The organism is Paraburkholderia aspalathi, from assembly GCF_900116445.1.
GTDB classification, from domain to species: domain Bacteria; phylum Pseudomonadota; class Gammaproteobacteria; order Burkholderiales; family Burkholderiaceae; genus Paraburkholderia; species Paraburkholderia aspalathi.
Genome location: NZ_FPBH01000001.1, coordinates 37,359 through 49,759, shown reverse-complemented (window position 1 = coordinate 49,759; position 12,401 = coordinate 37,359). Strand labels below are relative to the sequence as shown.

Annotated in this window: 18 protein-coding genes; 7 read left to right on the top strand and 11 right to left on the bottom strand. The window is 58.4% G+C overall.

What is annotated here, in order from left to right:
• Positions 1-37 precede the first annotated feature (37 nt).
• The 5 genes from BM438_RS00240 to BM438_RS00220 form a co-directional block, all read right to left on the bottom strand.
• The gene (locus BM438_RS00240; protein ID WP_093632338.1) at positions 38-748 is read right to left on the bottom strand and encodes a lysophospholipid acyltransferase family protein; all 711 of its coding nucleotides are present in this window, start codon (positions 746-748) and stop codon (positions 38-40) included.
• Positions 749-946: 198 nt separating this feature from the next.
• Positions 947-1,285 carry a hypothetical protein gene (locus BM438_RS00235; protein ID WP_093632747.1) on the bottom strand — a complete coding sequence of 113 codons (339 nt, stop codon included), beginning with the start codon at positions 1,283-1,285 and terminating at the stop codon, positions 947-949.
• A gap of 113 nt (positions 1,286-1,398) precedes the next feature.
• On the bottom strand, positions 1,399-1,683 hold the full coding sequence (locus BM438_RS00230) for a hypothetical protein (protein ID WP_093632336.1): 285 nt from the start codon (positions 1,681-1,683) through the stop codon (positions 1,399-1,401).
• Between the two features lie 147 nt (positions 1,684-1,830).
• Entirely contained in the window at positions 1,831-2,853 is a 1,023-nt protein-coding gene (trpS, locus tag BM438_RS00225) for a tryptophan--tRNA ligase (RefSeq protein WP_093632334.1), read from the bottom strand.
• A gap of 188 nt (positions 2,854-3,041) precedes the next feature.
• Entirely contained in the window at positions 3,042-3,413 is a 372-nt protein-coding gene (locus BM438_RS00220; RefSeq protein WP_093632332.1) for a lysozyme inhibitor LprI family protein, read from the bottom strand.
• A 305-nt stretch (positions 3,414-3,718) separates the two neighbouring features.
• Between BM438_RS00220 and BM438_RS00215 the strand changes: the two genes are divergently transcribed.
• Positions 3,719-4,066, top strand: a complete 348-nt coding sequence (locus tag BM438_RS00215; RefSeq protein WP_167378270.1) for a hypothetical protein — start codon at positions 3,719-3,721, stop codon at positions 4,064-4,066.
• On the top strand, positions 4,066-4,284 hold the full coding sequence (locus tag BM438_RS00210; protein ID WP_093632330.1) for a hypothetical protein: 219 nt from the start codon (positions 4,066-4,068) through the stop codon (positions 4,282-4,284). Before BM438_RS00215 ends, BM438_RS00210 begins: the two co-directional genes overlap by 1 nt.
• A 54-nt stretch (positions 4,285-4,338) precedes the next feature.
• On the opposite strand, the gene BM438_RS00205 is transcribed toward BM438_RS00210, so the two are convergent.
• A complete protein-coding gene (locus BM438_RS00205; protein WP_093632328.1) occupies positions 4,339-5,661 on the bottom strand; it encodes a TIGR00366 family protein in 1,323 nt (440 codons plus the stop codon).
• 327 nt (positions 5,662-5,988) lie between these two features.
• Between BM438_RS00205 and BM438_RS00200 the strand changes: the two genes are divergently transcribed.
• The 3 genes from BM438_RS00200 (at position 5,989) to BM438_RS00190 (ending at position 7,294) form a co-directional block, all read left to right on the top strand.
• Entirely contained in the window at positions 5,989-6,426 is a 438-nt protein-coding gene (locus BM438_RS00200; RefSeq protein ID WP_093632326.1) for a cupin domain-containing protein, read from the top strand.
• Positions 6,427-6,506: 80 nt separating this feature from the next.
• Entirely contained in the window at positions 6,507-6,863 is a 357-nt protein-coding gene (locus BM438_RS00195) for a nuclear transport factor 2 family protein (RefSeq protein WP_093632745.1), read from the top strand.
• A 35-nt stretch (positions 6,864-6,898) separates the two neighbouring features.
• Positions 6,899-7,294 (top strand): VOC family protein, encoded by a 396-nt coding sequence (locus BM438_RS00190; RefSeq protein WP_093632324.1) that lies wholly within the window; start codon positions 6,899-6,901, stop codon positions 7,292-7,294.
• A 66-nt stretch (positions 7,295-7,360) separates the two neighbouring features.
• Here the strand turns inward: BM438_RS00190 and BM438_RS00185 are convergent, their stop codons facing one another.
• The 3 genes from BM438_RS00185 to BM438_RS00175 all read right to left on the bottom strand — a co-directional run bounded on the left by BM438_RS00185 (position 7,361) and on the right by BM438_RS00175 (position 9,135).
• Positions 7,361-8,365, bottom strand: a complete 1,005-nt coding sequence (locus BM438_RS00185; RefSeq protein WP_244179203.1) for a helix-turn-helix domain-containing protein — start codon at positions 8,363-8,365, stop codon at positions 7,361-7,363.
• A gap of 117 nt (positions 8,366-8,482) precedes the next feature.
• Entirely contained in the window at positions 8,483-8,632 is a 150-nt protein-coding gene (locus BM438_RS00180) for a DUF2934 domain-containing protein (RefSeq protein ID WP_093632320.1), read from the bottom strand.
• A gap of 143 nt (positions 8,633-8,775) precedes the next feature.
• Positions 8,776-9,135, bottom strand: coding sequence for a superinfection immunity protein (locus BM438_RS00175; protein ID WP_093632318.1), 360 nt, complete (start codon positions 9,133-9,135; stop codon positions 8,776-8,778).
• Positions 9,136-9,368: 233 nt separating this feature from the next.
• Between BM438_RS00175 and BM438_RS00170 the strand changes: the two genes are divergently transcribed.
• Both BM438_RS00170 and BM438_RS00165 read left to right on the top strand, forming a co-directional pair.
• Complete coding sequence (locus BM438_RS00170; RefSeq protein ID WP_093632316.1) at positions 9,369-10,253, top strand: SDR family oxidoreductase; 885 nt, start codon at positions 9,369-9,371, stop codon at positions 10,251-10,253.
• Between the two features lie 101 nt (positions 10,254-10,354).
• Complete coding sequence (locus BM438_RS00165; RefSeq protein WP_093632314.1) at positions 10,355-11,053, top strand: SDR family NAD(P)-dependent oxidoreductase; 699 nt, start codon at positions 10,355-10,357, stop codon at positions 11,051-11,053.
• A gap of 241 nt (positions 11,054-11,294) precedes the next feature.
• Here the strand turns inward: BM438_RS00165 and BM438_RS00160 are convergent, their stop codons facing one another.
• A complete protein-coding gene (locus tag BM438_RS00160; RefSeq protein WP_054039962.1) occupies positions 11,295-11,570 on the bottom strand; it encodes a GlsB/YeaQ/YmgE family stress response membrane protein in 276 nt (91 codons plus the stop codon).
• 29 nt (positions 11,571-11,599) lie between these two features.
• On the bottom strand, positions 11,600-11,917 hold the full coding sequence (locus BM438_RS00155) for an ElaB/YgaM/YqjD family protein (protein WP_093632312.1): 318 nt from the start codon (positions 11,915-11,917) through the stop codon (positions 11,600-11,602).
• Positions 11,918-12,401: the final 484 nt, after the last annotated feature.

Here is a 12,401-nt window from a genome sequence, read left to right as displayed (position 1 = left end):
CACGACAAACCGAGCCTGCAGTCGGACTGGAGCGGTATCAAAGCCGCAGCAATTCGTCTTTCATCCACTCGTGGACGGCTCGCCCCAGTTCCTGCTGTGACAGGTCCCGAGGAGAGAATGCCGGGCCGACCACCACACGAATTTGTCCACGGCCGCTGGGCCAGCCTTTCGCCGGCCAGACTTTGCCCGCGTTGAGCACCACCGGAACAGCAGGCACACCAGTCGCGCAAGCCAATCGCACGCCGCCCGATGTCATTCTCAACGGGGCATCGTGTGGCACCCGGGTCCCCTCCGGGAAAATGACGATGACATCCCCCTTCGTCAGCCTCTCAGCACTTTCCTGCGTCACCGCCTGATGAGCCTGCCGAGCGGAGCCGCGGTTCAGGCTGACCATGTCAAGGCCACGCAGCACCCAGCCAAAAAAAGGAATACGAAGAAGCTCTTCCTTGAAAACAAAACTGATGCGCCGTGGAAAGAGCGCAAGAAATGCGAGCGTCTCCCAGGTCGATTCGTGACGGCACAGCAGTATCGCCGGCCCTTCAGGAAGATGTTCAAGCCCTTCTATCGAACATGAAACGCCCGGCAGCCAGCGCATCACCGCCACCAGTGCACGACACCATTGTTTTGCCAACCAGTATCGTCCACCCCTGCCGACGAAGGGGAACAGGAGCAGTATGGCCATTGAATAAAGTGTCCCGCTACCGAGAACGTAGACGATGAAGAGCCATTTAGTGAAAGTCGAACGCATCGGGGCCTGATTCAGATTGGTTTGCGGTGGAACATTCACCGTTGACAGGTGAGACCATGCCGCGAGCGATGCGTTCGTATGCCACCCGCCTCCAAAGGACAGTGGAGTGGTTCGGGACCGGGTTTCTGGAGACGAAAGCGGACGCGTTGGCAGAACCGGCTCGCGATGCCGCAAAGGCAGGATGAGATGCTCACAAGCCTACGCTGGCGCAAATATCACGGCTCCAACGTCTGCGATATGAGTGAAGCTTCGAACGAACCGGTACGTCTGGTCGCCGACCGTTATCCGGTTCAGGCCGGCGTGAGTCAGTTCGAGAATCTCATTGGCCACGCCTGCTGCGATCGTTCCGTGACCGGTCAACGGGTTGTCCTCGTCCGCCGGGTCGCCGATGTAGACCGCAAAAACGTCTGTACCTTGCCGCATCATGACGACGCACTCGCCCTCATCCAGCGAGAGTTCGAGATATCCGACCAGCGTCAGCAACGACCCGGGCGTTTGTCCCTGCGGGTCGTAAGCCAAACCAGAATCAGCAGGCATCTTGCCGTCCCCCATCAATTGCATCGGTCCAGAAAAGTAAGCTCGCCCCGGCGGGACGATGACTCCACTATAGACGTCTATGTTTGAATGCGGGACAAATTGGAATGCTCTGGTTAGGAGCGCAACACCCCTTTCAGGCGTCCCAGCTCGGCTGGTCTCGTGTATGACCGATACAGTTCGCCAACTGTGCCGAATGCTAGGGCCGGTTTGAGCGTCGCGCCGGGAAGCGCGTCTGCAATCCAGTCAAAAGCATTCATTTCACGTTGAGCCGCATGGACTGCGGCAGTGAGCACAGTGAGGGCCCGCTCTGCGGAGTGCCCGCCAAGGTCGACGAAGCAGCTCTCAAACGGATGCTTTGTTGCATTCTCGACGTACAACGTTGATTTTCGAACGGTCAAATCAATCTCCTTCGAGGATTGCCCGTCTTGTATATCAACTGAATGTGACAATACATCACACCGCCCCGCCAAAACTACGACTGGGCAAGTACGACCGCGCGACGCCCGGCCTACGCCGGGTTTACAGCCGCGCGGCTTGCTGATTTTCTACCGTGAGTTCTGAAAGTAATTCAAACCAAGCGCAGCTTTCACCTCTGATACCGTCGCATCCGCCACTTCCCGAGCGCGCATGGTTCCGCGACGCAGAACGTTAAGCACTTCCGCGCGGTCGGTCGCCAACTCCTGGCGGCGTTCCCGAATCGGTGCAAGCATCGCCTGCAGCCGATCATTGAGTGCGCGCTTGACCACACTGTCCCCCAGACCACCACGGCGATAGTGTGCTTTGAGTTCGTCGACCATCGGTACGTCCGGCTCGAACGCATCCAGAAACGCGAACACAACGTTGCCTTCAACCTGGCCTGGGTCGCTGACGCGCAGGTGGTTAGGGTCGGTGTACATGTTGTTCACGGCCTTGGTGATTTCGTCCGGGCTCGCGCCGAGCGTAATAGCGTTACCCAGTGACTTGCTCATCTTGGTCTTTCCATCGAGGCCCGGCAGCCGCGCGACGTGCGAGAGCACCGCTTCGCATTCGACCAGCACCTGCCTGTCGACGGTGCTGTTGAAACGGCGCACCAGTTCGTTGGTTTGTTCGATCATCGGCAACTGGTCGTCACCGACAGGCACGCGCGTCGCCTTGAACGCAGTGATGTCGGCGGCCTGACTGACCGGATACGTCAGGAAACCGGCGGGGATATCCCGCTCGAACCCGCGGAGTACGATTTCCGCCTTGATGGTCGGGTTGCGTTCGAGGCGTGCAACCGTCACGAGATTGAGCAGATACTGCGTCAATTCCGCGAGCTCCGGCACCTGCGATTGGATAAAGATCGTTGATTTGGCAGGGTCGATACCGACAGCCAGATAGTCCAGCGCGACTTCGATAACGTTGTCGGTCACCTTCTGGTGACGGCCGACGTTGTCCGTCATCGCCTGCGCATCGGCGAGCAGCAAAAACTGCTGCGCTTCGTTTTGAAGCTGCACGCGGGTGCGCAGCGAGCCGATGTAGTGGCCGAGGTGCAAGGGACCGGTTGTCCGGTCGCCAGTGAGGATAACGGGTTGTTTCGCCTGTGACATGGTGAACTCAGTATTTGGGGACACCACCAGTCATGCGCGCAAAAACAAAATGCCGCCAGGACTGGCGGCATCACGTTGTAGATGTACGTGTGAAAACGGGCCGCCTGGGTCAGGCGTGCCACCAACAATACAGCTTCAGCGAGATCGGATTCGTTTCCATGAAGTGAGTATAACGCAGCACGCTGCTTCTAGAACGGCCCACGGCTAGCCAGGCGGGCGTACTCGTCCTTTAGCGTCTGAATTCGCGACCGATATGCCCCAAGCAGGCAAGCCTGGTTCGCACCGCATTTCTTCCTCGCGCTCAACCAGGACTGTTGCTCGTCCCCCATGTCACCGCGCGTACCCATGGCAACAAGACCCGTCAGCATCTGGTAGCGCACTGACATCTCGACGTCCAATTCGCTCAATTGCCGGGATGCGCATATCGCTTGTTCGTCCGGCAGACGCGCGCGATTGCAGTCGAAGCTCGCCGCTGAAGCGGGTACTGAGCCGGCTGTGATCGCTATCAACAGCGCCAGGCGCAGATGATGGCCAAAACTGTGATCTCGTTGTTTATCCATCGTCGTTCGTGACATGACTGAACCCATTGCGCAGCCCAATTGGTTGACCTCAAAGTCGCGAGCCAATTCCGGCCTTTCAGCCTTCTCCCGCAGCACGTGTGAAGGTAACCCAATTTGCGCAGTTGCCACAGAGCGGTAACGATGGACACGGGCCACGAAAAACCTGTATATTTATACAGTACTGCGCGGCGCAATTTCACGGCAACGAACTGGCACTTTTATTGTCCCGGCTGCGATGGTGGCTGCGTCGGGCAAGGGGTGAGTTGCAAAGAGTGGCTGCAACGGAAAGCAGGCAAGGAGAAAGCGTGAAACGTATTGGATTGGCCATACTGATGGCGACGCTCACGCCGGCCGTATACGCGGCTGGCTACACGGAAGTCTGGAATCCGCCTGAGGCCCGTGCAACCGCTCCCCATAGGGTCGGCGCTGCACGCAAGCTCGCGGTTCATCGACCCGTCGTTGCTCACCCGATGAACGTGCATGCGCGGCGCTCGCCGACATCCGCGCCCAGGCTGCTGGCGAAGCAAAGCCACGTGCAGAAAACCGCGCCGACAGACGAACCCGATATGTCGGCAATTCCGCGCCAGTTCACGCCCGAGGGAAATGTGCTTCGGGTTGATTCTCGTGGCATGTCGGCTGAGGTCACGCGCTGATGGAATTGGAGAGCTACCACGGCTATAGCGTGTGGGGGCACGCCATCCTGCAGCAGGAAGGCATTCTCCAGCCGGAACGGTACGCAGCAAGCGGCACGATTACTCGAAACAACAAGCTCGTTGAAGCATCCGGCGTCCTTGGCTATTTCGATACCGAAGAGCAAGCCCAGCACGCCGGACTTGACTGGGCCCGCGCGTGGGTCGACAGCCACGGTTAGAGGTACGGCGTGGCGATCCCCCTCACGTCGAGACGGACCGCCCTTTCCTGGAAGTTAGAACAGGTACATGCCGGCCACAAAAATAACGCCCGAGAACAGAAGCGCCGTGACGCAGTAGCCCATGATGTCGCGCACGCCTAAGCCTGCAATGGCAAGCGCCGGAAGCGCCCAGAATGGTTGCGCCATGTTTGTCCAGGCCTCACCGTAAGCAATCGCCATCGCGGATTTGCCGAGGTCCGCGCCGAGCGCTTGCGCGGCCGGCATAACAAATGGGCCCTGCACGACCCAATGACCACCACCGGATGGCACGGCAAAGTTGATCAGCGCCGAGCTGAGGAACGCGAGCAACGGGAATGTGTGGACGTTGGCGATATCGACAAACCACTTCGTGATGACGCCCGCCAGGCCCGAGTGGTCCATCAGCGCCTGGATACCGGCATAAAACGGAAACTGAATCATGATGCCGGACGCGCCCTTCGCTGCCGCCGCTACCGCGCGTGCGTACGCCATGGGGGTCTTGTGAAGAACGATGCCCGCTGCGAGGAACACCAGGTTGACGGTGTCGATATCCAGTGCGAACCCTTTGTTGATGAACCGGATGACGAGGAAGACGGCGCAGAGTGCTGCCACGAGGATGGCCAGTACACGGCTTTCTTCCATTCGCTCAGCGAACGTCGCGTCGGGCGCAAGCTTGCGCTCCACACTCGGCGGATCCTGCAATAGAGCCGGGTCTACCGTAACCACGTCTTCAGGTTTCGGCATCATGAGTCTTGCCAGAATGGGCAAAAGAATAATGAGGCCGATGGTGATGAACGCGTTGTAGCCCGTAAAAATGGTGTGCGAAACCGGAATCAGACCGACGGTCTTCTCCATCGGATTGCCCTTGGTGGCAGCGACGAGCGGCACAGAGCCAGACAAGCCACCGTGCCAGGTCAGGAAACCCATGTAAGCACTCGCCACGAGCAGCCGATAGTCGGTTCCCTTGACGCGTCGGGCGACCTCTCGTGCAAGCATCGCGCCCAGAACGAGACCGAATCCCCAATTGATGGCGCACGCGACGGCGCCCACAAACGCCACCAACATCACGCCTTGACCTGGCGTGCGAGCAGAGCTCGCTAGCGCGACAAGCACTCGCTTGACGGGCGCCGAGCTAGCCAGCGCATGTCCCGTTACTAGAATCATCGCCATCTGCATCGAAAATGCGAGCAGGTTCCAGAATCCGGAGCCCCACAGCATCACGAGGTCGGCGGGCGCTTTCGGCGTCAAACCAAGCGCGAGTGCGAAGGTGACGCCGGTGAGCAAAATGGCAAAAATCAGGGGATCGGGCAACACCCGATGCACCACCTGAGTGAAAAAAGCGGAAATACGCTGAATCAATTGTCTACTCCTCGTCACCTTTATAGATGCGGCCAACTGTCCTTGTTATGGGCGGTAAACCGTATGGACCTTATGTCGCGCGCCGATTTTTGCACACAACGAAAAATCCTGCGTCGAGGAACGCAATTGCTTTTGCAGTCGTTGAGAAGGCGGGCGCGAAGCGCGTTGTAATTAAACCGATAAGACGTGTTCTGAGCCCTCCGGTGCACTGGTAGGCAACTCGACTTGCACTACCGTGCAATCTTCCGGCGCGCCCCTGCGATATCGTTGAATCACCCACAAACCACGCCGAACTCGAATTCGGTTTGGCGAAATCTGGAGACGACGATGGACATCAAACCGAAGGTTCGCGAAGAAGCGGTTCAAATCGATGAGATTCCGTGGAAGCCCTTCCCGGACGCTCTCTCGCAAGGAGGAATCCGCTGGAAGATGCTTCACGCCTCCCCCGAAATGGGCGCATGGACCGCGATTTTTGATTGCCCCGCGGGCTCGTCCTTCAACGCGCATTTTCATGTCGGGCCGGGCGAATATTTGCTGACGAAGGGCCGCATGGACGTCCGCGGTGGTAGCGAGCACGGCGGCGACACGGTCGTCGCGCCGGCGTACGGTTACGAGTCCGCAAATGCGCGTCATGACAAAACCGCGTTCCCGGTCGACAGCGAGTTCTACATGACGTTCCTGGGGCCGCTATCCTTCATCAAGGAAGATGGCACGCCGATCGTGGTGGTGACCTGGGACGAGGCGCAGCGTGCATACGCGGGCTGAAGGCACTGCTGTCTACTTCATGTATCGGCAACGGCCATCGTTACCGAACCATCCCGTTGCTCCTCTCGTGGATACTCGACATGTCAAATCTCTCTGAACAGGCAGAAACAGCAACCAGACAGGTGCTGGACCATCATCTCAGCGCATTCGCTCATGGCGTTGAGGAGATTCTCAAGGATTACGACGACAGCTCCGCCGTCATTACGCCGGACAGGACCTTCCGTGGCCGCGATGAGATCTCGGGCTTTTTCAAGGCATTTGTTGACGGTGCAGACCCGGCGTTCTGGCCGGCGTTCAAGATTACAAGCATGAGCACAATCGGCAACGTGGCGTACCTCGCCTGGGAGGCAAAGCCGTGGGTCACACTCGCAACGGACACTCTTTACGTTAGAGAAGGGAAAATTGCAGTTCAGACGTTCACGTCTTTTTCGGCCTGACTCGCGTCGCGCATTACGCAACAAGGGAGTAAAAATTGGCCAAAATCATTCACGCCATGGTGCGGGTTCACGACCTTGAGCGTTCGCTGCAGTTCTACAAGGACGCGCTCGGGCTGTCGACAAGTCATCGCCTTGATTTCCCCGACTTCTCGCTGGTCTATCTTCGCAACGAAGAGAATGACTTTGAGATTGAGCTGACGTGGAACAAAGGCCGCGAGCCGGCATATACGCATGGCGACGGCTATGGGCACATCGCTGTAGCCGTTCCAGAGCTTGAAAATGAGCATGAGCGCATGACGCAACTCGGCATCCATCCCACGCCCGTGAAGGAATTTAAGCGCGGCGAAGAGATGCTCGCCCGGTTCTTCTTCATTCAGGACCCCGATGGCTACAAAATCGAAGTTCTCGAGCGTTCGGGGCATTACGTATAGGTACACGCATGCAGGCAACAACAAGCACGTGGACTCAGCGAAAAGGCTAGCTCCGGTCCGCGTTTGTCATGTCAACTCGTCCAACGGACCGACACCCGTAGTCCTGCGCACATCACCCGGTGAGGCGCCGTACTTCTCCTTGAACGCCCGGCAGAAATGGCTGGTTGAATTGAACCCCCAGCGGAACGCTATCTCCGAGATGCGTTGCCGGTTGTAGGCCGGGTCCGTCAACGCCTGCTTGCAGGCGTGCAGTCGTCTGTCCAGTACCCATCCGGAAACGGTCATGTCGCTGCGCTGAAACAGCATGTGCAGGTAACGCAGCGAAATGTGATTTGCCTCGGCAATCCGGGTCGGGTTCAGGTCGTCTTCGTGCAGATGTTGCAGGATAAAGTCCTGCACACGTCTGAGCATTGCGGCGCTGGCGTCGAACGTTGCGGACGGTTGCTGACCGGTTAGCGCAATACCCAGCAGTTCGAGTGTGGACCTGCTGACGGAACCCTGAACGCTTTCGTCGAGTGTTGCGATTTCATTTGAAAGGGCGAGCAGGTGCACAGCTAGCAACGAACCGACGCCTGTGCGGCTTTCGATTTTGCCTCCTGTCGGCGGCTGTTTGCGTTCCGGTAGCCGTTCTCGCATAACCGACCATGGAATCATCAGCGTCACCTTATGCAGGCGCTCGAGAACTTCGAACTCGATGGACTGATCGGTTGTCCAGACGACTACATCGCCGGACGCGACCTCCACGCCTGAATCGCCAATCCTGAACCGTTCGCGCCCGCCCGTCGTGAGTTGCACTCCGACATACAGTTCATCATCGTGGCGAACCTGCCCGCGCGTGCGTTGCCCCTTGCAGGGATCGCATACCGTCTCGACAATCCCGGCTCCCGCGAAATCATGATGTTTGACGTGGGCGTAGAAGGTAGCAGGCAGACGGTGAGGGACTTGCCACTCTCTGTAGCTGGTACTGAGCACCGACTGCCAGGCATCTGTGCGGTCACCAGCTGGGACGTCGTTGCTTGACCACTCGGTAGATTGATTTCGCACGTCGTCGCTCCTTTCGCTCGGTCTCACGATGCGCTCGATGACGCGTCCAATTATCCTCCCTTCCGGTTGAATACGTGGAACAGCGCCGACGTTTCGAGCAAGTGAACCTCCGCTCAGGAACTCTGGTCACACCAAACTAATCTCTTAATCCGATTCTGCCAACGTGCGATCTGCGCCTAGCTGCTGCCGTGCCTTTGCCCAATATTCCTGGGAACGCCCTTCGGGACTTCCCTCTTTCTCCCACAGATAAAACGCGAGCGTACGAACTTGCTCTTCGGTAACAGGCATATCCATTTCAATCTCCACAAAAAATTCTTCGATTGACTAGAGCGTTGACGCCCCGGTCAATCAACAAGCAAGTCTGAAAACAGGACGCAATACAGCGCCCGTCTCTCGAGTGTCAGGACCGTCCATTCGCACTCGGCCCAAGGCACCGACTAACCTCTATGCTGGTAACGGCTGCTTGCTGCGATGCGCGCCACGACCGGCACCAAACGCGGGTTGAACAAGGGAATGGACCCAGCACGACCTTCAGCGCGAGCAACTATTGCATCAATAGTGACTCGTGCAACCGCGCGTTGTGCACGCTTTGCGAACTGCTTCAGACGGCGATCGCTGACCGGATGCCGCGCCCATATCAGCGCCGCGAACCAACCGATCACGGTCCATCCGAGCAGGATGTTCACCATGGTCACCGCAAAGGCGTCTTCGCGGTCTCTCGCGTCTGCAATCATTGCCGGCACCAGATACAGCATCAGCGCACCCAGGAACACCGCGCCTTCGATAAGCTTCATCATTTCTTCACCTCGCTACAGTTTCGATAGGAGTTTAGATCTGGCCTATCTTTTTTCTAGACCGATAGCGTGAAATCACAATTGCAAAATGCCAGACAATGCCGCCCGCTCCCGCGCTTCGCTGGTTCGCGGGAATCCCTATGCTGAAGGAGGTTTGCGACGCGTAAGCTGCAGCGCTCCCCTGCGCGCCAATAACGGCGGAAGCGTATGCTGCTGTAAATCATCAGGAGACGACCATGAGCCTTGCTGGCAAGACACTATTCATGTCCGGTGGCAGTCGCGGCATCGGACTCGCGATTGCACTCAGAGCCGCACGCGACGGCGCGAACATCGTGATTTGCGCCAAGACCGCGGAGCCAGACCCGCGTCTCGAGGGCACGATTCACACGGCGGCTGCAGCCGTTGAAGCTGCCGGCGGCAAGGCGCTCCCGCTGGTTGTGGATATTCGCGACGAAGAACGCGTGAAAGCGGCAGTCGCCGAGGCCGTTGCTCTGTTCGGCGGCATCGATATCCTCGTGAACAATGCCAGCGCCATTCGACTGACAGGCACGCTAGATACACCCGTCAAACGGTACGACCTGATGCATGGGGTCAATGGCAGAGGCACGTTCGTATGCGCGCAAGCGTGCCTGCCGCACCTTCTCAATGCGTCGAACCCGCACATCCTCACGCTGTCCCCTCCGTTGGTCCAGGACGCAAAATGGTTTAGCGATTTTCCGGCATACACCATTGCGAAATACACGATGAGCCTGTTCACACTCGCGCTTGCCGGAGAGTTCAGAGACCGGGGTGTCGCCGTCAATTCGCTATGGCCTCGAACAGCGATAGCGACAGCTGCTGTGCAAAATGAAATCGGTGGCAAGGACATGATTGCAGCGTGTCGCACGCCTGAGATCGTCGCCGACGCGGCCCATTACATCCTGACGCGCCCGGCCAAAGAGTGCACAGGAAACTTTTTCCTCGACGACGAAGTTCTGCTGGCCGCCGGTGTGCGCGACTTTGCACAGTACGACGTGCAGGCTGGGGCCGCATTGCAAGCGGATTTCTTTGTGGAGGCGTTGCCGGGCATGTTGCCGGCCGACAATATGACGAAGCGCGCATCCCGCAACCCAGCCCGCTAAAAGGCCAAGGTGTGCGGATACAAATGCAGTCACACACGCGCTGGAATTGTTAACTTCACTTGTACGTAGCAATTCCAGTCCCTGTTGAATCTGGAGGAACCGTGAGTCGAACTGAGACCGCTTTGATTGTGGGTGCAGGAAAAGGATTGAGTGCTTCGCTCGCACGACTGTTCGCGGCGGAGGGCATGCAGGTTGCGCTCGCTGCCCGTGATACCAGCAAGCTGACGGAGCTCGTCGATGAGACGGGCGCTCTGCCCGTACGTTGCGACGCCAGTCAACCGGAGGATGTCACCGCACTTTTTGACCGCGTAGAGGACGCATTCGGCGCGCCCGATCTCGTTGTGTACAACGCGAGTGGCCGCTACCGCGCGGCAGTCGAAGACATCGAATCAGAGAAGCTTGAGGATGCGTTGAAAGTGACCGCCGTCGGTGGCTTTCTTGTAGCCCAGGCCGCAGCCGTTCGAATGCTGGCGCGCGGCAGCGGCACCATCCTTCTGACTGGCGCTACTGCGAGTGTGAAGGGGCTACCGGGTTCGACGCCATTTGCGATGGGCAAATTCGCGTTGCGAGGGATGGCCCAATGTATGGCGCGAGAACTCGCTCCAAAAAATATTCATGTCGCGCATTTCGTCATCGACGGTGGCATCGCGAGCAGCCGTCCCGAGGCGGCCGTTGCCAGCAATGAAGACAAATGGTTGGACCCCGACGCCATCGCCAAGGAATACCTCCATATCCATCGCCAGCATCGTAGTGCGTGGACGTGGGAGGTTGAGTTGCGACCTTGGGTAGAGAAGTTCTAGCGCGTCTTGTCTTTCGAACGCAGTTAGGTAGCTCGTCATGTTCTGGCATGCTGTCGTTCATACAGAGGCAGCCCCGGAGGCTCCCAGGTCTGCTCGCGCCTCGGTTGATTCGGCGATGAAGATGCGGTCCGCCGCATCTCCATCGCTCGACGTCAGCGCTCGACTGACTGTCGGACTGTCTCAAGCCCGAACTGTTTGCCATCAGTAGCGGCACGCTCAGCGGATAAGAAAATTGAAGTCTTTAGAGTGGACGCGCACGGCCTCGGCTGAAAAGTCGCAAGACAGCGAGCAGGATGACCGCGCCAATCAGCGCCGTAATCAGTGAGCCGATTATGCCGCTTCCCAGGTGCAAACCCATCGCCCCGCCAAGCCAACCACCTATGAAAGCTCCGACAATTCCCACGATGATATCAACCACAATGCCAAAGCCGCCGCCGTCGACGATACGACCCGCGAGAGCGCCAGCGATGCCTCCGATAATCAGCCAGAAAATAATTCCATGCGAGACTGGGTCCATATTTCTTCTCCTATAGAGCTGAATCCGCGTTAGCGGCGAGCAAGCATGCCGATGATAAGTCCGCCTATGAGTGCCATCGTGACCGCTTTCCACGGAGCCTCATGAACGTAATCGTCGGTTGATTCAGAGACGACACGGTACTTCTTCTTGACTACCTCCTGTGCACCAGCAATCTTGTCCTTCACGTCGGACAGCGTCCGGCCACCGGTTGCTCGGTCTCCGTTGCCGCCGCTGGACTTCGCTGTAGAGTCGTTGTCCTGTTGAGATGACCCGGTGGAACTGGCCGGCTCGGACGCAACGGGCGGGGCCCCGGCCGCCGCGGCGGTGAGTTGATGCGACTCAGTCATTTGAACCTCCATATTTCGTTTGAATGGCCCGAGGGTTGCGCAAGTGGCGTGCCACACGAAAGCGCGTTGAACGAGCGTTGAACGCGAGCGGAGGTCGTCATCAACTGCCGCCCGAACCAGGATTAGTGGCCGACGCCGGCGTGGCAGCGCTGGACTTCTTGTGCATCTTCTTGTGCGAAGTAGTACCAGCGGGTGCCATGCTATTCGCCCCAGACGCGCCCGATACCGTGCCGGTTGAACCATCCGCGCTCGGTTTGCTCATTCCCGTGCCGCCTTGACCGCCGGCCGCCCCTCCGCCACCCGCCCCCTGTGCGTAAACGGAACCTGATACACCGAAAATCAACGCTGAAATCAAAACTCCTCTCGTCGCGACTCGCATAACAATCTCCTTGAGCGAAGCGGCCGTTAGCACCGGAAGGTGTCAGCCCGCGTCCTGCTTTGCGCAAGTGCCGTGCCGTGGGTCAGTAAAGCCACCTCGGCAACG

Excerpts from the sequence above, each read along its gene's own strand:
- BM438_RS00240 (WP_093632338.1), bottom strand. The coding sequence starts at position 748 with ATGCGTTCGACTTTCACTAAATGGCTCTTCATCGTCTACGTTCTCGGT.
- BM438_RS00235 (WP_093632747.1), bottom strand. The coding sequence starts at position 1,285 with ATGCCTGCTGATTCTGGTTTGGCTTACGACCCGCAGGGACAAACGCCC.
- trpS (WP_093632334.1), bottom strand. The coding sequence starts at position 2,853 with ATGTCACAGGCGAAACAACCCGTTATCCTCACTGGCGACCGGACAACC.
- BM438_RS00220 (WP_093632332.1), bottom strand. The coding sequence starts at position 3,413 with ATGGATAAACAACGAGATCACAGTTTTGGCCATCATCTGCGCCTGGCG.
- BM438_RS00210 (WP_093632330.1), top strand. The coding sequence starts at position 4,066 with ATGGAATTGGAGAGCTACCACGGCTATAGCGTGTGGGGGCACGCCATC.
- BM438_RS00200 (WP_093632326.1), top strand. The coding sequence starts at position 5,989 with ATGGACATCAAACCGAAGGTTCGCGAAGAAGCGGTTCAAATCGATGAG.
- BM438_RS00195 (WP_093632745.1), top strand. The coding sequence starts at position 6,507 with ATGTCAAATCTCTCTGAACAGGCAGAAACAGCAACCAGACAGGTGCTG.
- BM438_RS00180 (WP_093632320.1), bottom strand. The coding sequence starts at position 8,632 with ATGGATATGCCTGTTACCGAAGAGCAAGTTCGTACGCTCGCGTTTTAT.
- BM438_RS00175 (WP_093632318.1), bottom strand. The coding sequence starts at position 9,135 with ATGATGAAGCTTATCGAAGGCGCGGTGTTCCTGGGTGCGCTGATGCTG.
- BM438_RS00170 (WP_093632316.1), top strand. The coding sequence starts at position 9,369 with ATGAGCCTTGCTGGCAAGACACTATTCATGTCCGGTGGCAGTCGCGGC.
- BM438_RS00160 (WP_054039962.1), bottom strand. The coding sequence starts at position 11,570 with ATGGACCCAGTCTCGCATGGAATTATTTTCTGGCTGATTATCGGAGGC.
- BM438_RS00155 (WP_093632312.1), bottom strand. The coding sequence starts at position 11,917 with ATGACTGAGTCGCATCAACTCACCGCCGCGGCGGCCGGGGCCCCGCCC.